General features: G+C 57.9%; 14 protein-coding genes and 2 pseudogenes. 11 read left to right on the top strand and 5 right to left on the bottom strand.

Annotated elements, in window-relative coordinates; genetic code table 11:
* Positions 1-340: 340 nt before the first annotated feature.
* Positions 341-1,231 carry an SMP-30/gluconolactonase/LRE family protein gene (locus tag CAter10_RS14775; RefSeq protein ID WP_061534003.1) on the top strand — a complete coding sequence of 297 codons (891 nt, stop codon included), beginning with the start codon at positions 341-343 and terminating at the stop codon, positions 1,229-1,231.
* A gap of 39 nt (positions 1,232-1,270) precedes the next feature.
* Here the strand turns inward: CAter10_RS14775 and CAter10_RS14770 are convergent, their stop codons facing one another.
* The 3 genes from CAter10_RS14770 to CAter10_RS22540 all read right to left on the bottom strand — a co-directional run bounded on the left by CAter10_RS14770 (position 1,271) and on the right by CAter10_RS22540 (position 4,305).
* Complete coding sequence (locus CAter10_RS14770) at positions 1,271-1,672, bottom strand: hypothetical protein (RefSeq protein ID WP_061534002.1); 402 nt, start codon at positions 1,670-1,672, stop codon at positions 1,271-1,273.
* 264 nt (positions 1,673-1,936) lie between these two features.
* Complete coding sequence (locus CAter10_RS14765) at positions 1,937-4,117, bottom strand: FUSC family protein (protein ID WP_061534001.1); 2,181 nt, start codon at positions 4,115-4,117, stop codon at positions 1,937-1,939.
* Between the two features lie 8 nt (positions 4,118-4,125).
* Complete coding sequence (locus CAter10_RS22540; RefSeq protein WP_128083090.1) at positions 4,126-4,305, bottom strand: hypothetical protein; 180 nt, start codon at positions 4,303-4,305, stop codon at positions 4,126-4,128.
* 230 nt (positions 4,306-4,535) lie between these two features.
* On the opposite strand from CAter10_RS22540, the gene kdpF reads away from it, so the two are divergent.
* The 10 genes and pseudogenes from kdpF (at position 4,536) to CAter10_RS14715 (ending at position 16,356) form a co-directional block, all read left to right on the top strand.
* Positions 4,536-4,625, top strand: a complete 90-nt coding sequence (gene kdpF / locus CAter10_RS14760) for a K(+)-transporting ATPase subunit F (protein WP_061534000.1) — start codon at positions 4,536-4,538, stop codon at positions 4,623-4,625.
* Position 4,626: 1 nt separating this feature from the next.
* Complete coding sequence (kdpA, locus tag CAter10_RS14755; RefSeq protein ID WP_061533999.1) at positions 4,627-6,447, top strand: potassium-transporting ATPase subunit KdpA; 1,821 nt, start codon at positions 4,627-4,629, stop codon at positions 6,445-6,447.
* Between the two features lie 81 nt (positions 6,448-6,528).
* Positions 6,529-8,607, top strand: a complete 2,079-nt coding sequence (kdpB, locus tag CAter10_RS14750) for a potassium-transporting ATPase subunit KdpB (RefSeq protein WP_061533998.1) — start codon at positions 6,529-6,531, stop codon at positions 8,605-8,607.
* An 89-nt stretch (positions 8,608-8,696) separates the two neighbouring features.
* Complete coding sequence (kdpC, locus tag CAter10_RS14745) at positions 8,697-9,269, top strand: potassium-transporting ATPase subunit KdpC (RefSeq protein WP_231879306.1); 573 nt, start codon at positions 8,697-8,699, stop codon at positions 9,267-9,269.
* Positions 9,270-9,409: 140 nt separating this feature from the next.
* Positions 9,410-10,156 (top strand): TorF family putative porin, encoded by a 747-nt coding sequence (locus CAter10_RS14740; RefSeq protein WP_061533996.1) that lies wholly within the window; start codon positions 9,410-9,412, stop codon positions 10,154-10,156.
* 202 nt (positions 10,157-10,358) lie between these two features.
* Positions 10,359-13,187 (top strand): two-component system sensor histidine kinase KdpD, encoded by a 2,829-nt coding sequence (kdpD, locus tag CAter10_RS14735; protein WP_061533995.1) that lies wholly within the window; start codon positions 10,359-10,361, stop codon positions 13,185-13,187.
* 2 nt (positions 13,188-13,189) lie between these two features.
* Complete coding sequence (kdpE, locus tag CAter10_RS14730; protein WP_061533994.1) at positions 13,190-13,885, top strand: two-component system response regulator KdpE; 696 nt, start codon at positions 13,190-13,192, stop codon at positions 13,883-13,885.
* Between the two features lie 42 nt (positions 13,886-13,927).
* Positions 13,928-14,439, top strand: a pseudogene (locus CAter10_RS14725) (cupin domain-containing protein).
* 26 nt (positions 14,440-14,465) lie between these two features.
* A complete protein-coding gene (locus CAter10_RS23715) occupies positions 14,466-14,675 on the top strand; it encodes a hypothetical protein (protein ID WP_236905380.1) in 210 nt (69 codons plus the stop codon).
* 292 nt (positions 14,676-14,967) lie between these two features.
* A complete protein-coding gene (locus tag CAter10_RS14715; protein ID WP_257722343.1) occupies positions 14,968-16,356 on the top strand; it encodes an MFS transporter in 1,389 nt (462 codons plus the stop codon).
* A 147-nt stretch (positions 16,357-16,503) separates the two neighbouring features.
* Here the strand turns inward: CAter10_RS14715 and cphA are convergent.
* Together cphA and CAter10_RS14705 are read right to left on the bottom strand one after the other, a co-directional pair.
* A pseudogene (gene cphA, locus CAter10_RS14710) lies at positions 16,504-19,073 on the bottom strand (cyanophycin synthetase).
* Between the two features lie 146 nt (positions 19,074-19,219).
* On the bottom strand, positions 19,220-21,376 hold the full coding sequence (locus CAter10_RS14705) for a cyanophycin synthetase (RefSeq protein WP_061533993.1): 2,157 nt from the start codon (positions 21,374-21,376) through the stop codon (positions 19,220-19,222).
* Positions 21,377-21,563: the final 187 nt, after the last annotated feature.

The raw sequence follows: 21,563 nt of genomic DNA, 5'->3' as shown, positions 1-21,563 counted from the left end.
GTCTCATTGGTTGATTTTTATTTGTAGACTCTTCAATTTGCGCAGTTGACGGCTTCATTGGAGTTTGAAAATGATATCAAATTTCGTATTAATGTGGGCAATAATTCATTAGATTGATATCGGTGCAATCCTTACCATGGATGCACATTCACACGGATCTGTCGTCATCGGTGGCACTGATGGCATTTGATTTAATATGCTGGTCAAATCAGGTCTGGAAGGCCTCGCTGGCATCTTCGCCGGTTGCGACCGTTCGCTACCGTCAAACTAAAGGAGTTAAAGGAATGATCGATCAAGCATGTGCCACGCAGGTCGCGCGGCATGACAGCAGGACGGGACGATGACAAGCACCGGCGCAAGCATGTTGGTTGATGGTAAACATATGCTGGGTGAGGGCGTGCTGTGGTGCGATCGTACGCAACGGCTGTTCTGGACTGATATTCTCGGCGCGACCTTGTGGTGCCACACGCCAGCCAGCGGCAAAACGCATAGCTGGGCGATGCCTGAGCGACTGGCGACATTTGCATTGACCAACGACGACGACCGTCTGTTGTTGGGGCTGGCTTCGCAACTGGCATGGTTCACTTTTTCCACGCATGTCGTGACGCCGATCTGTGCGGTCGAAGCGGACTTGCCGCATACCCGCCTGAACGATGGCCGCTGTGACCGCTTCGGGCGTTTTGTATTCGGGACCAAGAACGATGCGCCTGATCTGGCGCCTTGCTGCAGTTTCTACCGGCTCAACACTAACCTGACACTGGAGAAGCTGCCGTTGCCGTCGGTAGCGATCAGCAACAGCATTGGATTCAGTCCCGATGGTCATATCATGTACTACTGTGATTCACCGACCGGCACGATTCGTTGCTGCGATTATGAAACCGGCGACGGAGCTGTCAGTAATGATCGCTTGTTCGCCGATTTGCGGCAGCAGCCGGGCGTGCCGGACGGCTCGACCGTCGATCGCGACGGTTACCTGTGGAATGCACAATGGGGAGGATACCGCGTGCTGAGACTGGCGCCGAGCGGCGACATCGACCGGATGGTCGAGATTCCGGTGGCGCAGCCTAGTTGCGTCGCGTTGGGCGGGGCGTTGCTGGATACCTTGTATGTGACCACTGCACGTGAATCTCTGTCGACAGAGGCTTTATTGGCTGAACCGAGTGCAGGCGGGATATTTCAATTGCGCTTGAGCGATGGCGGCGGCTTGCCGGAAAGCAGATTCGGCGCGTGAGAGGCGAGGTTTGCCAGCTTCCGGACTATTTGACAACTGCTACTGGTAAGTGATCGTCATGACGAGCGGGCCGAGCGGCGTTCCTGCCGCCGCTTTTTTAGCCGCCAGACTCAGGCTGGTTTGTCCTTGCAATGCGATTCGGTATTGCGCCGCTTCTTCGCTTCCAAGTAGCTTGCCGTCTCGTGTCAGGGAGATTGTTGTTGGGGAATTGGCGTTAGGTCCGACGCGTTGAAACGCGACGTCGAAAGCGCTACGCTTTTCGCAATGAATGCTCACTTGCACCGCAGCCGATCCGGAACTATCGGCCATGCTGGTGGTGCAAGGTGGTTCGACAATGCTACCGACAAAATGGATAGTGCCGCCATTGGTAGCCGCCATTGCCGCCGAAGCGAGGGGCAGCAAAACCAAAGCTGCGGCTAATTTCAGTGGCGTACATGTCATCTCATTTCCCTCTTGTGCTGATGAAATTCCAAATGAATTTCCATGTAGAAATAATACTACGAGGAAATTTTTCTTGCTGGAATTTCGTTGGCTTTTATGAGGGAAACAATAAATTGCAATGCATGAAATTTGACTGAATTGCCGGGAAAACAATACTCAACTTAACGCAACATCGATCTCCATATCGATGCAACGGCTTTATCGATGTTCAACGGAGGGGGCTGCCACAGGAGCGTTGGGCCTACTGAGTGCTGGGCGCATCGTTCACGCAGTCAAAATACGGCCGATGGCGGCGCTGTTGACTGCGATTTTTTCCGTATCTTCATACAGCAACTCGACCCGTTGCTGCAACGCATGCCAGGCCGGCCAGTTGCTTGCCTGCGCTGCACCACCGGCGGCATATCCGGGAAGTTGCTCCATATCGTTCTTGTCTGAAGCTACAGGCGAGAGATGCGGATTGAGCACTTGCTCAGCCAGCCCCAATGTCCTGCAGACATGCGTAGTAGCGGCATCGAGTTGCGCATTTACCGCTTCATGCGGCATGTCTTCGGCATTGCGCCGCAGCAGCATGCGCAACGCCGCCACGTGCGCCATGACCAGATAGTTCTGCACGATGAACTGGTTCAGGTTTTCTACTGCGCGATGCTTGCTGACCGGTTCGTCAAGCATGCGCACCAAGGTCGATACCAGTTCCGAAATGTTGTCCAGAAAACGCTTGCGGGATATCCGATAAATGAAATCATCGACCGCCTTGCCCTGCAACAGGTTATTGCTGGCTTCGAGATAACGCTGGTTGCTTTTCAATACGTTACGGATCAATTGCGGCAAGGTACGGTATTCCCAACTCGGCAAGACGAAGCTGAATGCGGTGGCAATAGCGGCGCCGATCAAGGTATCGATGAGGCGTTCGCCGATCACATGGCCGCTGCTCGGGATGACCAGGTTGATCTGCAGCAGGATTTGCATACTGGCGGCGATCGCGGTGTAGCGGTATTTGACATAGATGAAGGCCGGCGCGGCGACAGTCGCCATGAACAAGAAGCCGAGCAGGGCCACCGGTTCATGCACGAAGCGCAGAATCAGCGCGGTCGCGACACAGCCGATCAGGGTGCCGACCAGGCGATCGGTACGGCGCTGCTTGGTCTGGCTGAAACTGGGCTTGAGGATGATAGCTATCGTCAGCACCACCCAGTAGCCGTGTCCGGCATACGGCAAAGCATCCGCCGCCAGCAGACCACAGGAGATTGCCAATGCCGCCCGTACCGCAAAGCGGAAGGTCGGCGATTGCCAGCGCAGATTGGCCACCAATACGCCCAACTGGTACTTTTGCTGCGTGAGGAACGGCGTCATGTCCTTGCCCAGCAACACCGGCAGCGGACCTTGCACGCTTTGGGTGGCGTGGTGCAGCTGGCCGATCATGTCGATCGCATCGCAAATCTTGCCGTAGGTGGCGCGCAGGATGTCCAGTGCTTCCTCGGAAACCTTGCCGGCCAGTGCGTCCTGTTGCAGTTGCTGCAGTTCCGCCTCGATCGAGCGCAGCTCCGCTTTGTAGCTGATGCTGGCGAACGAGGCGCGCTTGCGTGTGACGGCGTAGGCGATGGATTCAATATCCTTGGCGGCCTTGTTGACGAGGTCGCGCAGATAGGTCAGGACTTCTGCATCGGCCAGGTGCTGGCGCAGGATTGCGTAGTCGGTATGGGTGGAGAGGATGTGTTCATACAGGTCAAACATGCCGAAATGGACTTGTACCAGGATCGCATCTTCCTGGTTCTTCGGATCGCGCAGAATCAGGTCGCGCGATGCCTGCTGCTTTTCCGCCAGCACGATCTGCTGGCGCACCAGGAGATTGAACTGGCTGTTGAGATCGACATGCATGTCGTAGAAATCAGCCTTGATGTTGATGTAGCGCGCCAGCTCAAACAGCGCTTCAGCCAGCACCTGCTGCTTGATACGGCTGCGCAGGAACCATGAAACGGCCATCGAATAGGCCAGATAGGACAGGCCGCCGGCCAGGAACAGTCCGGTGTGGAAGAACGACTGCTGCACATTCGTGGCGTTTTCCATCGACAAGGTCATCACGAACAGCGCGGAAAACTGCAGCGGCATGGCTTTTTTGCCATATACCACCATCATGCAGGCGAAGAACGTCACTATCACCAGCATGAAGCTCAACAGCCAGTGGAACGGCGCGCACAGGCTGATGATGAGCGTGACGGCGGTGCACAGCAGCACGCTCGACAGCATTTCATTGAATTTGTGACGCAAGGTACTCGGCAAATCCATCAGGCTGGTGGAGAGGGCGCCGATACAGACCGTCATCGCGGTCGGCAGGTCTGAGAATTGCAGGACCAGCATGGTCAGGCCCACCACGCCAGTAGCGATCCGCAAACCAGTATAGAAATAATGACTAAATATAAAGGTGCGCAGATCTAGAGCGTAATGCATGTCCGGTCTTAAGCGTTGGCTGGCAAGGCTGAAAGTGTAACCCGTTTGCCCAGGGAAATTGGGTCGGGAATGGTAAAAAAAACATGAAATTTTTTTGCCGCTCGATTGCTCTCAGGCGCATCCATGCGATCCGCTCCATACTTGATGGAGAGCGGCAAGGGCACATTCACTTGCGGCGTGTCCTTCATTCTGCAGATTCCCCGATTTTTACGGTTTTTTTACACTTTGTTTACACCCCCGCCAAGACTCTTTACGACATTTTTAGAAACTTATCTATAGCCTGTCGTTACCGTAACTAATCTGTAATGAGGGTGATGATGGACCTGGTAATGGATGGAATTTATGTTGGCGCAATCGTCGCGATGTTTGTCGTGACCTGGGCGCTGGCGGTCGGCTGCAAGAAGCTGGAGGATCGGCAATGAACCCGTTTTATGTGCTTGGCGCCGTGGTGACAGTCGCGCTGCTGGTGTATCTGGTCGTGGCCTTGATCAAAGCGGAGGATTTCTGACATGACCTCCCAATCCACCATGTTGTTGATCGCTTTCCTGGCGGTGCTGCTGGTATTGAGCTACCCGCTCGGGAAATATATCGTGCAGGTAGCCGCAGGCTCCTCCGATCATGCTCCGGTAACCGGTTTTGGCTGGTTTAACCGGGTCGAGCAATGGCTGTATCGTTGCGCCGGGATCCAGGCCAAGTCGGAAATGAACTGGAAGACCTATGCGCTGGCGTTGCTGATTTTTAATACCATCGGCGCATTGGCCACTTATGCATTGCAACGCTTCCAGCTCTGGTTGCCGCTGAATCCGCAACACTTTGCCAATCTGAGCTCGGATTCTGCATTCAACACGGCTGTCAGCTTTATCAGCAACACCAACTGGCAGGGTTATTCGGGTGAAAGCGCGATGAGCTATCTGACCCAGATGCTGGTGCTGGCCGTGCAGAACTTCTTTTCCGCAGCGACCGGCATTGCGGTTGCCTTTGCCTTGATTCGCGGCTTTTCGCGCCATTCTGCAAACTCGATCGGTAATTTCTGGACCGACATCACGCGCAGCACCGTGTACCTCCTGTTGCCGCTGGCGGTGATCTTTTCGGTATTTTTGATCAGCCAAGGCGTGATCCAGAATTTCGACTCCTATAAGGACGCCAACATCGTGCAGCCGCTGACCTATCAGCAGCCGAAAGTCGGTGCCGATGGCCAACCTGTCAACGATGCAGCCGGCAAGCCGGTAATGGAAACCATGAACACCAAGGTGCAGACCCTGGCTATGGGTCCGGTAGCGTCACAGGAAGCTATCAAGATGATCGGCACCAACGGTGGCGGTTTCTTCAATGCGAACTCGGCGCACCCGTATGAAAATCCGACACCGCTGTCGAATTTCATGCAGATGCTGGCGATCTTCCTGATCCCTGCCGCGCTGTGCTTTACCTTCGGCTTCATGGTCGGCGACATCCGCCAGGGCTGGGCGGTGCTGGCGGCGATGACTCTCATCTTTGTCGTCATGACGGCAGTGGTGATGTACGCCGAGCAGCAATCGCATCCTGGAATCGGCGCACTGGGCGTAGACCAGGCGCATAGCCTGCTGCAATCCGGCGGCAACATGGAAGGCAAGGAAACCCGTTTCGGCGTCAGCGCTTCAGCTTTGTTTGCAGCGGTGACCACAGCAGCTTCGTGCGGCGCAGTGAATGCCATGCACGATTCGTTCACAGCCTTGGGTGGCCTGGTGCCGATGGCCCTGATCCAGATGGGTGAAGTGGTGTTCGGTGGCGTCGGTTCCGGCCTGTACGGCATGCTGGTGTTCGCCATCATGGCGGTGTTCATCGCCGGCCTGATGATCGGCCGCACCCCAGAGTATCTCGGCAAGAAAATTCAGTCGTTCGAAATGAAGATGACTTCGATTGCGATCCTGGCAACGCCGATGCTGGTATTGGGCGGCACCGCGATCGCAGTGATGGCAACCGCCGGTGTGGCGGGCATCCTCAACCCTGGCGCACATGGATTCAGCGAAATACTGTATGCCTTCTCGTCGGCCGCCAACAACAACGGCAGCGCGTTTGGTGGATTGTCGGCCAATACGCCGTTCTATAACGTCATGCTGGCAATCGCGATGTGGTTCGGACGCTTCATCATCATTATCACGATCCTGGCGATGGCTGGTTCGTTTGCCGCCAAGAAGCGCTTGGAACCTAATTCGGGAACGATGCCGACCCATGGTCCGCTGTTCATCGTATTGCTGATCGGTGTGGTGGTTCTGGTTGGTGTATTGAACTACGTACCGGCCCTGGCGTTGGGTCCTGTGGTTGAGCATTTGCAAATGTTCGCGCCGAAATAAAAACATTTTGGGGACGGAGTCCACGAAGCGTCGCAGTACGACGAACGGCTCCTCCCCAGCCAATCAAGAAGAAGGATCATCATGTCTCGCACCAATCTGACGCTCTTCGATTCCGCGCTCATGGGCCCGGCCATCGTCGCATCGTTCAAAAAACTGGCGCCGCAAACGCAATTGCGCAACCCAGTCATGTTCGTGGTTTATGTCGGCAGCATCCTGACCACACTGTTGTATTTCCAGGCCTTGACCGGCAAGGGTGAAGCCAGCCCGGCTTTCATCCTGGCGATTTCGGTATGGCTCTGGTTCACCGTCCTGTTCGCCAATTTCGCCGAAGCCCTGGCGGAAGGCCGCAGCAAGGCGCAAGCCGAATCGTTACGCGCATTGAAGCAAACCGTTTCAGCCAAGAAGCTGGAAGCCAACAGCAAGTCCAAGGGCCAGCAAAGCAACTGGACTTCGACTCCAGCCAGCAACCTGCGCAAGGGCGACGTCGTGCTGGTGGAAGCCGGCGACGTTATCCCGGTCGATGGTGAAGTCATCGAAGGCGTGGCCTCGGTCGACGAAAGTGCGATCACCGGTGAATCGGCGCCTGTGATCCGTGAATCCGGCGGCGACTTTTCTGCCGTCACCGGCGGTACCCGCATCCTGTCCGACTGGCTGGTGGTGCGCGTTTCGGTCAATCCGGGCGAAGCCTTTCTCGATCGGATGATCTCGATGGTGGAGAGCGCCAAGCGCCAAAAGACGCCGAATGAAATCGCCTTGACCATCCTGCTGGTGGCACTGACTATCGTGTTCCTGCTGGTGACTGTGACTCTGCTGCCATTCTCGCTGTTCAGCGTGACCGCCGCCAAGTTCGGCACGCCAATCACCATCACGGTATTGGTAGCTTTGCTGGTGTGTCTGATCCCAACTACTATCGGCGCCTTGTTGTCTGCCATCGGTGTGGCCGGCATGAGCCGCATGATGCAAGCCAATGTGATCGCCACCTCTGGCCGTGCAGTGGAAGCCGCCGGCGACGTTGACGTGCTGCTGCTGGACAAGACCGGCACCATCACGCTCGGCAATCGCCAGGCTTCGGCCTTCATTCCGGCTCCCGGCGTCACCGAGCAGCAACTGGCTGATGTCGCACAACTGGCCTCGCTGGCTGACGAAACGCCGGAAGGCCGCAGCATTGTGGTATTGGCCAAGCAACGCTTCAATATCCGCGAACGCGAGATGACTTCGCTGCATGCCACCTTTGTGCCGTTCACCGCGCAGACCCGCATGAGCGGCATTGATATCGGCAACCGTGCAATCCGCAAGGGTTCGTCCGAGGCGTTGAAAAACTATCTGCAGGAATTGGGACAGCCATTCCCGACCGAAGTCGCACATAACGTCGACGATGTTGCCCGCCGCGGCAGCACGCCGCTGGTGGTGGTTGACGACGGCGTGGTGATGGGCGTGGTGGAACTGAAGGACATCGTCAAAGGCGGCATCAAGGAACGCTTTGCCGAGTTGCGCCGGATGGGTATCAAGACGGTCATGATCACCGGCGATAATCGCCTGACTGCGGCCTCGATCGCGGCCGAAGCAGGGGTCGATGACTTCCTGGCGGAAGCGACGCCAGAAGACAAGCTGAAACTGATCCGCAGTTACCAATCGGAAGGCCGCCTGGTGGCGATGACCGGCGACGGCACCAACGATGCTCCGGCATTGGCTCAGGCTGACGTGGCGGTGGCGATGAACAGCGGTACACAGGCGGCGAAGGAAGCCGGCAACATGGTCGACCTCGATTCGAATCCGACCAAGCTGCTGGAGATCGTCGAGATCGGCAAGCAGATGCTGATGACGCGCGGTGCCTTGTCGACCTTCTCGATCGCCAACGATATCGCCAAATATTTTGCGATCATCCCGGCCGCTTTCATCACCACTTATCCGCAACTGGCGGCGCTGAACGTGATGCGTCTGGCAAGCCCGTCTTCGGCCATCATGTCGGCGGTGATTTTCAATGCGCTGATCATCGTTGTGCTGATTCCGCTGGCATTGAAGGGCGTTCGTTATCGGGCGGTCGGGGCTGCGTCGCTGTTGCGCCGTAACCTGCTGATCTATGGTCTGGGCGGCATCATCCTGCCATTCATCGGCATCAAATTGATCGACATGATCCTGGCGGTCATGCACTTGGTGTAATTGGGAGTCTAGAAATGAAATCAGCATCTACAACAACATTATCTCCAGCGCAGTCGGCTACCAAGGAAAAAGTGGCGTCGCAAGGCGTAATGCGTCCGGCGCTGGTGCTGTTCGCAGGATTGACCCTGCTATGTGGCGTGATTTATCCGCTGGCCATCACTGGCATCGGCAAGGTCGCCTTTCCCGACCAGGCCTCGGGCAGCCTGATTGTGCAAAACGGCAAGCTGATCGGTTCACGCTTGATCGGTCAGGAGTTCTCAGCGCCGAATTATTTCTGGGGGCGTTTGTCGGCTACCAGTCCGATGCCCTACAACCCGCAGGCGTCTGGCGGCTCCAACTTCGGACCGAGCAATCCGGCCCTGATCGACGCCGTCAAAGGCCGCATTGATGCGCTGAAAGCTGCCGACCCTGGCAATACCTTGCCGATCCCGGTTGATCTGGTGACTGCTTCCGGCAGCGGCCTCGATCCGGAAATCAGCCTGGCCGCCGCTTATTACCAGGCCGGCCGCGTGGCGCGCGAACGTAAATTGAACGTCGATACCGTGCGCGGCATCATCGACAGCCTGAAGCTGCAGCCCAGCCTGGGCTTTCTTGGCGAGCCGCGTGTCAACGTCCTGGCGTTGAATCTTGCGCTGGATCGACAGGCTCCGGCAGCCCATTGAGTTTTACCCACCCAATTTCATTCCAGAGGTAGTCGTGCTTGCAGGGCTGACCGTACATCGTACGGTCAGCTTCTACACGTCCCTATTACCGCTGCTTTGAATAAACAAGTAGCACACCATTTTTATTCCACTTAGAGTATATGAAGAAAATTATCTATTTTGCTGGCCTGGTTACCGTCATCGGCGTTACTGCTTTCACTGCAAATTGCTCGCAAGCGGAAGAGGCCGTTCCCGATAATTCCCTGACTTTCAATGCCAGCCTGGTATCGGATTACCGCTTCCGCGGCATTTCGCAGACACGTCTGGAGCCAGCGCTGCAAGGCGGAGCTGACTACAGCAACAATCCAACCGGCCTGTATGTTGGAACCTGGTTGTCGACACTGAAGTGGATCAAGGATAGCGGCGGCAGCGGCAACATCGAGTGGGATATCTACGCCGGCAAAAAGGGTAACTTCACTCAGGATTTGAGCTACGACTTCGGTGTCTTGTCGTATGTCTATCCATCCAACGGCTTGAATCCTAGCGCCGACACGACGGAACTCTACGGCCAGCTCGGTTATGGTCCTGCCTATATCAAATATTCGCAATCGGTGACCAATCTGTTCGGTTTTGCCAACAGCAAGAACAGCGGTTATCTGGATATCGGCGCCAATATCGATGTCACCAACGGTTACACGGTCAATTTGCATGCCGGCCATCAAACGGTAAAGAATAATTCGGCCTCCAGCTACAGCGACTGGAAAGTCGGGTTGACCAAGGATTTCGGCTTCCTGTCGGGTAGCATCGCTGTGATTGGCACCGACACCAATAATTACGTCGGACCGGCGCCAGATCGCAAGAACCTGGGTAAAACCTCGTTGGTGATTGGCGCGACAAAAACCTTCTGATTATTGTCAGTAAGCTGCTTTCCAAGCATGGGCCGGAATGCATAAGGCATTCCGGCCTGTTCGCCTTTGTAGCAGGCGGCTGGCGGGGAAGGCAAATAGCTTATAGGATGTCGTAGCGGTGGATGAATTCCATCTACAATTGGCTTATAGATTCACATGACCGCCTGGCTGGCGGAACTCATCAGGCAACCAGAACACTGACATGTCTTCACCCAACTCAAACGGCGATTTGCGCCCTGATCCGGATGCCTTGCTGGCCCAGTTGCAGGTGCAGGAGAGCCTGGCCGGGCGCGGCAAGCTGCGCATCTATTTTGGCGCATCGGCCGGCGTCGGAAAAACCTATGCGATGCTCGGCGCCGCGCACAAATTGCATAGTGAAGGGCGCGAGGTGCTGGCCGGCGTGATCGAAAGCCATGGCCGTGCCGAAACTGCCGCCATGTTGAACGGTCTGGAGCTGCTGCCGCTGAAGCAGATTGAGTATCGCGACAAGCAACTGCCGGAATTCGATCTGGACGCCGCTTTGCAACGCAAACCCTCGCTGATCCTGGTCGATGAGCTGGCGCATTCCAACGCGCCGGGTTCGCGTCATCCGAAGCGCTGGCAGGATGTCGAAGAATTGCTCAATGCCGGCATCGATGTATTCACCACGCTGAACGTCCAGCATCTGGAAAGCCTGAACGACGTGGTAGGCGGAATTACCGGCATCCGGGTGGCGGAAACCCTGCCTGATACTGTCTTCGATGCCGCCGATGAAGTGGTGCTGGTGGATTTGCCGGCCGATGAATTACTGACCCGGCTCAAGCTCGGCAAGGTCTACAAGCTGCCGCAAGCAGAACGCGCTTCCCGCAATTTTTTCCGCAAAGGCAATCTAATCGCATTGCGCGAACTGGCCCTGCGCCGTACCGCCGATCGCCTGCAGGGCGATGTCCAGGCCTATCGCATCGAGAAATCCATCGGCGCCGTGTGGCAAACCGACGCCGCGTTGCTGGCTTGCGTCGGACCGTCGCCCAGCGCCGAGCACGTGATCCGCAGCACAGCCCGGCTGGCGACCCAGCTCAATGCCGAATGGCATGCGATCTATGTCGAGACGCCGAGCTTGCAGCGCCTGCCGTCGGTCAAGCGCGAGCGCATCCTGAAAACCCTCAAGCTGGCGCAAGACCTGGGTGCAACCACCGCGGTGCTGGCCGGTAACGAGGTGGCGGCGGTCATGGCGAGTTACGCGCGCAGCCACAATTTTTCGAAGATCATCATTGGCCGCAGCCAACGCCGCTATCCATGGCAAGCCAACCATTCGGCCCGCATCGCAAGGCTGGCCAACGATATCGATGTGATTGAAATCGGCGTACCGCCGTCGACCACATCAGCAAAAGATGACGACGAGGCGGGCCGTGCCACGCCGCGTTACCTGCCGATGCAGAGCCGGATCGAGTGGTGGGGCTATGCTTGGGCGCTGGGTGTTTGTGTGCTGGTGACATTGCTGGCGACGCCGATCTTGCCGTTTTTCGACCTGGCCAATATCGTCATGCTGTATTTGCTGGCGGAGGTGCTGATCGCCATACGCTACGGCCGAGGCCCAGCGATTTTTGTGGCATTGCTGAGCATCGCATCGTTCGATTTCTTTTTTGTGCCGCCACGGTTTTCGTTCGCCGTCAGCGATTTCCAATACCTGCTGACCTTCGGCGTGATGCTGGCGGTAGGCCTGACCATTACGCATCTGACCACCGGTTTGCGTTACCAGGCCAGGATCGCATCCGATCGCGAGGCGCGCTCGCGCGCCTTGTTCGAGTTCGCACGGGAACTGTCGGCGGTGCTGCAGACTGAACAGATATTCGAGACCAGCCGGCGCTTCCTGCAACGCAGTTTCCAGGCCAAGACCTTGCTGCTGGTGCCGGATGACGCCGGCCGTCTGCAAATGCCGCCGGTGATTCCGGGGGATGCGGCCAACATGGCGGCAGCACTCGACATGGGCATCGCACAATGGGCGTTCGACAATGCCAGCAGCGCCGGCATCGGCACCGACACGCTACCAGCCAGCAATTACCTATATGTGCCGCTGGTGGCGCCGATGCGTACGCGCGGCGTGCTGGCGATCCTGCCACACAGTCGCCGCTGGATATTGATCCCGGAACAGCAGCAACAGCTATACACGTTTGCCACGCTGACCGCCATCGCGCTTGAGCGCGTGCATTATGTCGAGGTGGCGCAGGATGCGCTGGTGCGGATGGAATCGGAGCGTTTGCGCAACTCGTTGTTGTCAGCGCTGTCGCATGACTTGCGCACGCCGTTGACGGCGCTGGTCGGCTTGTCGGAGTCGCTGCTGCTGTCGAAGCCGCCGTTGCAGCAAAACCAGGAGGTGCTGGCTGCCGCGCTGCACAGCGAGATGCTGCGCATGAGTGCGCTGGTGACCAATCTGTTGGACATGGCGCGCATCCAGAGCGGCGAGGTCAAGCTGAATTTGCAATGGCAGCCATTCGAGGAAGTGGTCGGCAGCGCGATGCGCGCCAGCGCCTCGGCGTTGGTTGGGCACCCGGTGGAAATACGCGTGGCGCATGAACTGCCGCTGATTCGTTTTGATGCGGTGCTGATTGAACGCGTGCTATGCAACTTGCTGGAAAACGCCGCCAAGTACACAGCGCCGGGTTCTCACATCGTGTTGGCCGCCGTTGTCAACGGACGATTTTTGGCGGTGACGGTGGCCGACGACGGGCCAGGTCTGCCGGTCGGCATGGAAGACGCGATATTTGAAAAATTCACCCGCGGCGAGCGCGAATCGGCCAAGCCCGGAGTGGGACTGGGATTGGCCATTTGTCGGGCCATCGTCGAGGCCCACGGCGGCACCATCCACGCTCACAGCGGTCATCAAAAAGGCGGCAACGCAGAGCAACGCAAGGGCGCCGAATTTGTCTTTACCATTCCTCTTGGCGCACCGCCGAGCATGCCTGATCCGGAAGAAGGCGATTTCGCGCCGGCAGCGGCTGAAACGGATGGCGGCGACGATGCCGGCGAGGACGGCAACATGGAGAAAGCATGACAATGCAACCAACACCAATAGCACTGCTGGTGGAAGACGAGCCGCAGATCCGGCGTTTTGTGCGCGCGGCCCTGGAGAGCGAAGGCTGGCAGATTTTCGAGGCCGAAACCATGCAACGCGGCTTGATCGATTGCGGCACCCGCAAGCCGAATCTGGTGATCCTCGATCTCGGCTTGCCGGACGGCGACGGCGTTGATTTCATCCTGGATGTGCGCAAATGGTCGCGCGTGCCGATCATCGTATTGTCGGCGCGTGTTAACGAAGCCGACAAGATCAGGGCGCTGGATGCCGGCGCCGACGATTACCTGAGCAAGCCGTTCGGCGTCGGCGAGTTGCTGGCGCGGGTGCGCGCCACGTTGCGCCGCCAGCATCAGCCGCTGGCCGGCGAGGATGGCTTGATCCGGTTCGGCGACGTCACGCTCGATCTGCAGGCACGGTTAGTCACCAAGGCACAGCAGCAAGTGCACCTGACGCCGACCGAATATCGGTTGCTGACGGTGCTGGTGGCGAATGCCGGACGCGTCGTCACCAATCCGCAGTTACTCAAGGAGGTGTGGGGACCGTCGCATTCGGAGAGTGGGCACTATCTGCGAATTTACATGGGACATTTGCGGCAAAAGCTGGAAGACGACCCGGCGCAACCTAAATACCTGCTGACCGAGACTGCGGTAGGATATCGGATCATGCTTTCCCATTAAAGGGGGGCGAGTCAGAATCAATCGAGGCAAATGGGAGGCATCATGACGCGACCCGCGTGTATCAAGAACTGGCAGGAAATTCGTGGCGCCGATGATTCCAGCTATCCAGACAGTGCCGAACTGATGTCGATCGGTTCGCCGTTTGGTCGGACATTCGGCTTGACCCGGATCGGCATCCATCATGAATTGCTGAAGCCGGGACGCCGCACTTCCTGGCCGCACGCCGAAAAAACCGAAGAGGAATTTGCCTATGTGATCGAAGGCACGCCCGATGTGTGGCTGGATGGCTACCTGCATCGGTTGGCGCCCGGCGACGCTGTCGGATTTCCTGCCGGGACAGGCATCGCTCACACCTTCATCAACAATACCGACAGCGATGTGCGCATGCTGGTGGTGGGTGAGTGCTTTCGTGCGACAACCAGGTGCGCTATCCATTGCATCCCGACCGTAACGCCCGCATCGGCGATCAGTATTGGGCCGATGTCCCACAGGTCCCGCTTGGTCCGCACGATGGTCTGCCGGATAGGCTGAGGCAATCGAATGGGCCATTTTAGGTTTTTCATCACAAAGGAAACATGTCATGCCACACCGAGAGCTGGTTGAAAGTTTCATTGCGCTGGTAGTACAGGGTAAATATGTGGAGGCGATCGAGGAGTTCTATGCCGAGGACGCCAGTATGCAGGAAAATCAGGAGCCGCCGCGCAAAGGCCGTGCCTTGCTGGTGGCGGGAGAACAGAAGGCGCTGGCTGCCCTCAAGGAAATTCGCACGCTGGGGCCAAATCATTCCTGATCGACGGTGACCGGGTTGCGATCAACTGGCTGTTCGAACTGGTGGCTCACGACGGCCGCAGTTTCCAGCTGGAAGAAATCGCTTATCAGCTGTGGCGTGGCGACAAGATCGCAGAGGAACGTTTTTACTACGATCCGGGGCAACGCAAGCTGGCCTGATTGTATGTCGCAGACGATGTGACGGAATGCGGCCGCATACATCCTGCCAACTTTCGGGATTGGGTGTAAACTAGCGCCAGACAGATGCAACACTGCTTGCATCTGTCTTTTTGTTTACCCAACGGTCGCCAGCAGTGCAACGTACTCTTCTCATCCCGCTAATTGTCGCTTGCGCGCTGTTCATGGAGAACATGGACGCGACGGTGATCGCCACCTCGCTGCCGGTGCTGGCACACGATCTCGGGCAAGATCCCCTTACCCTGAAACTGGCTCTCACCTCATACGTGGTCGGCCTCGGTGTATTCATCCCGATCAGCGGTTGGGTCGCCGACCGTTTTGGCGCGCGTACCGTGTTCCGTTCTGCAATCCTGGTCTTCTTGTGCGGTTCCCTGATGTGTGCAGCCTCAAGCTCGCTCGCAGCATTCGTCGCTGCGCGCTTCCTGCAAGGCATCGGCGGCGCCATGATGGTGCCGGTCGGACGTATCGTGATTTTCCGTTCGGTGCCGCGCACCGAGCTGGTCAAGGCCATCAGCTATCTCACCATACCATCCCAGCTGGGACCGGTCATCGGACCGCCGCTGGGCGGCTTCATCACCACTTATTTTCATTGGCGCTGGATCTTCCTGATTAACCTGCCGATCAGCCTGCTCGGCATGTACCTGGCTAGCCGCTACATCGAAAACTACAAATCAGACGATCTGCAGCCGTTGGACATGAAGGGTTTTGTGTTGTCGGCGGTCGGCAGCACGCTGGTGATGCTGGGCTTATCGCTGATCGACGGCGAACTATTGTCGACCGAATGGGCATTCTGCATGTGCCTGCTGGGCGGCCTGACCCTGTATATCTATCTGCGCCATGCGCGGCGCGAACCATTTCCGTTGCTTGACCTGCGCCTGTTGCGCATCCCGACTTTCCGCGCCAGCGTACTGGGCGGTTCGCTGTTCCGTATCGGCCTGGGAGCGGTGCCGTTCCTGTTGCCGTTGGCGTTGCAGGTTGGTTTCGGCATGAACGCGTTTCATGCCGGCACCATCACTTGCGCTTCGGCTTTCGGCGCGATCTTCATGAAAGCCATCGGCACTTCGGTGCTGCGGCGCTACGGCTTCCGTTCGGTGCTGATCTGGAATGCGGTGCTGGCCGGCCTGGCATTGGCTTCCTACGGCTTGTTCACGCCGACCACGCCGTACCTGGTCATGATGGCGGTAGTCCTGCTGGGTGGCTTTTTCCCATCGATGCAATTCACTTGTCTCAACACGATGGCGTATGCCGACCTCGATAGCGCAGACGTGAGCCGGGCGACCAGCCTGGCCAGCGTGGTGCAGCAGATTTCGTTGGGATTGGGAGTGACCATCGGCGGCCTGGCGGTGCATCTGTCGAGTCGCCTGCAAGGCCACGAGACGATCGTGGCTGCAGACTTCTGGCCGGCTTTCGTTGTGATCGGTCTGTTCTCGATGGCATCGATTCCAGTCACTCGGCGCCTGCCCTTGAATGCCGGCGCAGCACTGACTGGACATAAGCCGGCGTAGGGTGGCCTCAGATTGCTTGAGATAACACCAGTCATCTGAGCACCAGTCATCTGAGGTCAGAGTGAAGTTCCTGCAAAAAAGCACGCAGGAACTTCACTCTGACCCGACTTAACTAAGCCTGTGACGTGCGACGAAAGAGCGGAGCAATCAGACTTCCGCAATCCGCGTGGCAATATGTGCCAAAGCTTCTTCCACCTGGTCGACCAGGATCAGACACAAATCGCCTGGCGACAGGTGCGACAACGCGGTGTCGATAGCGATGAATTCGCCATTGATTTCCTCGATAGCCGTCGTGCGGCGCGCGTTTTTCAAGCCTTCGCGCAATAATCCGAGTACTTCGCCGTCGGCACGGCCGCGCTGGCATTGATCCTGATACAGGACCACTTCGTCGAATGCATCGCCGAGAATTTCTGTCTGGTGACGGATATCGATATCGCGGCGGTCGCCGGCGCCGCTGATCACGACTGAACGGCGCTTGGCAGGCATGGTGTCGATGGCGCGCACCAGGGCCTGGATGGCATCAGGATTGTGACCATAGTCGGCAATCAGGGTGGCGCCGCGGTAGTCGAACACATTGAAGCGGCCGGGCGCGGTGTCTGCATCATTGACAAAGCTGCCGAGGCCGGCGCGAATCACATCCCAATCCAGATTCAAGGCCCAAGCTGCGGCGATCGATGCCATGGCGTTTTCGATCTGGAACGGAATGGTGCCGTTGCGGGTCAGTGGAATTTCCTGCAGCGCCAGACGATGCTCCTGCTTGCCCTTGGCGGCGACAATGAAATTGCCGTCCTGGTATACCACGCGGTGTCCTTGAGCACGGTGCGTAGTCATCAGCGGATGATGGAAGTCGTGCGCAAAAAACGTCACCGAACCAGGGCAGGATTTAGCCATGCTGGCAACCATCGGGTCAGCGGCGTTGAGGACCGCGTGACCGGTAGGGGAGACGTTTTCGACGATCACGCGTTTCACTACGCTCAAGTCTTCAACGGTGCTGATATAGCTCAGGCCGAGGTGGTCGCCCATGCCGATATTGGTAACGACGGCGACATCGCAACGATCGAAGCCGAGGCCTTCGCGCAAGATGCCGCCGCGTGCAGTTTCAAATACTGCAGCGTCGACATCCGGGTGCATCAGTACATTGCGGGCGCTACGCGGGCCGCTGCAATCGCCGGTATCGATGCGTTGTTTCTCAATGTAGACCCCATCGGAATTGGTCATGCCGACGCGCAGGCCCTTGCGTCCCAGCAGATGGGCGATCAGGCGCACGGTCGTGGTCTTGCCGTTGGTGCCGGCTACTGCAACCAGTGGAATGCGGCCGTTGTCGCCGTCGTCGAACATGGTCGACATGATGGCTGCGCCGACTGCGCGTCCCTTGCCATAAGAAGGGCTGATATGCATGCGCAAGCCGGGTGCGGCATTGACTTCAACCACGCCGCCTTCCTGTTCTTCCAGCGACTGATGGACGTTATTGCAAACCACATCGACGCCGCAAATGTCGAGCCCGACCATTTGCGCCGCAGCGACTGCGCGCGCCGCCAGTTCGGGATGAACATCCTCGGTGACATCGGTAGCGGTGCCGCCAGTGCTGAGGTTGGCATTATTGCGCAAGACAACCCGTACACCTTGCTGCGGAATCGAGTCCGCAGTGTAATTCTGTCCGACCAACGTTGCCAGTGCGATTGCATCGAAGCGGATCTTGGTCAACGAAGTCGCATGTCCTTCACCGCGCAGGGGATCGCTGTTGACCTGATCGACCAGCTGCCTGATGGTGTGCACGCCATCGCCAATGACTTGCGGCGGATCGCGGCGCGCAGCTGCCACCAATTGATTGCCGACCACCAGCAGGCGGAAATCGTGCCCCGGCAAGTAACGCTCGACGATCACTTCAGAACAGATTTTCGACGCAACTTCGAAAGCCGCCATGACCTGCTCGCGAGCCGTGATGTTGACTGCTACCCCCTTGCCCTGATTGCCGTCGCGTGGCTTGAGGACAACCGGGCTGGCGATTTCCTGTGCTGCTGCCCAAGCGTCTTCTGCGCTCGACACGACTCGACCCATCGGCACTGGAACGCCGGCAGCATTCAACAGCTTCTTGGTCAGGTCCTTGTCTTGTGCGATCGATTCGGCGATGGCGCTGGTGTGATTGGTTTCTGCAGCCTGGATGCGACGTTGCCGGCTGCCCCAGCCGAACTGCACCATGCTGCCGCCGTCAGCCGGCGGAACGGGATGCCGCGCGTGACGGCGGCCTGCACGATCGAGCCGGTGCTCGGTCCGAGACGGATGTCTTCATCCAGTTCCTGCAGCCGCGCCAATGCGCCGGCCAGGTCGAATGGTTTGTCTTGTTGTGCCGCCAGGCAAAGTTCCTGTGCTATCTCGAATGCCAGCTTGCCGACATCTTCCTCGCTGTATTCAACGATCACCTGATAGACGCCGGCTTCCAGTGTCGGCACGGTGCGGCTGAAGGTTACCGGGCAACCGGCTTCCGATTGCAACCCAAGCGCGGCTGCTTCCAGCGCGTGTGCCATCGACACGACTTCTTTCTTGCTGCTGGGCTCCAGGAAGCCCATCTGCGGGAAGCGTTCACGCAACTTTGTCTCGAAGCCGGCGATGCCGGCAATTGCTCGCTCGGCTTCGTTGCAGGAAACAATGGCTTCGATAGCGGTATGTCGACTCCACAGATTGGGGCCGCGAAGTACTCGGATACGTGAAACGTCCATCAACAAGTTTTCCTATTTGCTCTTACTTAGTCATTGTGAGACCGGGCGGGGCGGGCACCAGCGCCCACGCGTCATTCCCGGTCCACTCACATTGCATATTTCCGCACGCGTGGACATGACGCTCACGCAATTTTTATTCAAATCCGTCAAGCCAGCTCAAAAGTCTCGATTCCTGCACGTATCAAATCGTGGGAAATATCCAGTGCCCAGGCGGCTGCAACCGCTGCCAGCACGTTTTCAATCTGGAATTGTTCCTTGCGATGCACAAGCAGCGGCACCGTCGTGATGTCCGCCAGCAGCATTTCATTCTTGCCGATCGCCAGCATGATCTGTTCGTTGCGGATGAACACGGCGCGTTTGTCTTGCGCAATATGTTCGGCAATCACGGGCAGTGCCGGATCGATGCCAAAGAAAATGACTTCGCCGTCGCACAGTGAAGCCATTGGCGCCACCAGCGGATCGGCGGCGTTCAGTACGGCGACGCCGGTCGGCAGCACCACATCGACCTGGGTGCGGGTCACTTTCACCATTTCTTCAGCATCAGCGATGTAGTACTGCGGCAGGCTGTCGCTTGTCGCGATATTGGTTACAACGCCGACCTGGCAACGATCGTAGACCAAGCCTTCAGACAGGATGGTGTCGTGACTGTTTTCGAACACCGCAGCTTCGACCGCGCGATTGATCAGCACGCGTTGTGCCGACTCCCAATTGGCGCAATCGCCGGTTTCCACCTGGCGCTGGGCAAAGTACAAACCATTGCCGCAGGCCAGGCCGACATGGTTCCCGCTCAGGTGCAGCTGCCAGGCAATCAGGCGCGCAACGGTAGTCTTGCCGTGCGTGCCGGTGACGCCGACGATCGGGATACGACCATTGTCAGCTGCCGCGAACAGGTGTTCGACGATCGCCTTGCCGACAGGGCGCGGGCTGCCTTCAGCCGGCTTCAGATGCATCAGCAGGCCAGGTCCGGCATTGACTTCGACGATGGCGCCACGTTGCTCTTCCAGCGGCCGCGAAATATCTTCCGTCACCAGGTCGACCCCGGCGATATCCAGTCCCACTACGCGCGCGGCGAGGGATGCAGCGGCGGCTACGCTCGGATGCACCAGGTCGGTGACATCAATGGCGACATTGCCGTTACGCTGGATCAGTACCACCTTGCCTGCGGCCGGCACGGAATCGCCGTTGTAACCTTGACGTTCCAGCTCCAGCCGCGCGGCCGGTTCCTGGTCCAGCAGCACAAGGCTCAGCGGACATTCTTCGAGTTCGCCGCGGCGCGGATCGGAATTGAGTTGTGCATCGATCAATTGCAAGATTGTCGATTTGCCATCGCCGGTAATCGATACCGGTTCGCCACGTGCCGCCGCGGCCAGTCGGCCGCCGACGATCAGTAACCGGTGTTCGTTGCCGCGGATAAAGCGTTCAACGATCACGCTGCTGCCTTCTCGCAGGGCGATCTCATAGGCGGCTTCGATTTCGGCGCGGGTAGTCAGGTCGATGCAGACGCCGCGGCCATGGTTGGCATCGGATGGCTTGACCACTACCGGCAGGCCGATATCTTCGGCTGCTTCCCAGGCTTCCGCTGCGCTTTCTACAAGTTGTCCTTCCGGCACCGGAACGCCGCAGGCCTGCAGCAGGCTCTTGGTCAGGTCTTTGTCGCTGGAGATGCTTTCGGCGATGGCGCTGGTCTGGTCGGTTTCGGCGGTCCAGATGCGGCGCTGGCGAATGCCGTGGCCCAACTGCACCAGATTGCCTTCGGTCAGGCGGAAAGACGGGATGCGGCGCTCGTCCGCTGCTTCGACGATGCAGGCGGTGCTTGGTCCCAGGCAACGGGAATCGACCATTTCACGTAGCGTGCCGATCGCGGCAGGGACATCAAAAGGCTTGTCTTCAATCGCCGCCATCACCAGGTCGCGCGCGGCGTACAGGGCAGCACGCGTGACTTGTTCATGGCGAGCACGGACCGCGACCTTGTAGACGCCGCGCACCGACGTGCTGCGCGCCTTGCCGAAACCGCCCGGCATGCCCGCCAGGTTTTGCAGTTCAAGGGTAACGTGTTCGAGGATATGGCCCGGCCAGGTGCCGTCTTCCAGGCGCTGCACAAAGCCGCCGCGTTCACCGTAGCTGCAACGATGCTCGATCAGGGAAGGGAGCCAGGTGGTCAGGCGCTGATTGAAGCCGGGCAGGGTGTTGGACGGGAAATCTTCCAGCTCGCCGATGTCGATCCACGCCTCAAGGGTTGATCGATACGTCCAGATATTTGGTCCGCGCAGCGACATGATACGGAGAATTTCTATGTTTTTCATGGGTCAGCAATGAGGCTAGGGGCAGCGGCCAAGACGGCCTTGGCGAATGTTGAAAAAATACTATTTATATCTATTTATGCTCTTTTCAACATGCTGCAAGAACTTGTAACGCACCACTTGCGAATTGGTTTACAACAAAACTCCAATTCGTAAAAAAGATAGTGTTAAATGGTAACGAATAGTAACG

Origin of the sequence: Collimonas arenae, assembly GCF_001584165.1 — a bacterium.
In the GTDB taxonomy this organism is placed as follows: Bacteria; Pseudomonadota; Gammaproteobacteria; order Burkholderiales; family Burkholderiaceae_D; genus Collimonas; species Collimonas arenae.
Note: the sequence above shows the minus strand (reverse complement) of the source record. Positions and strands in the feature narration are given on the sequence as shown.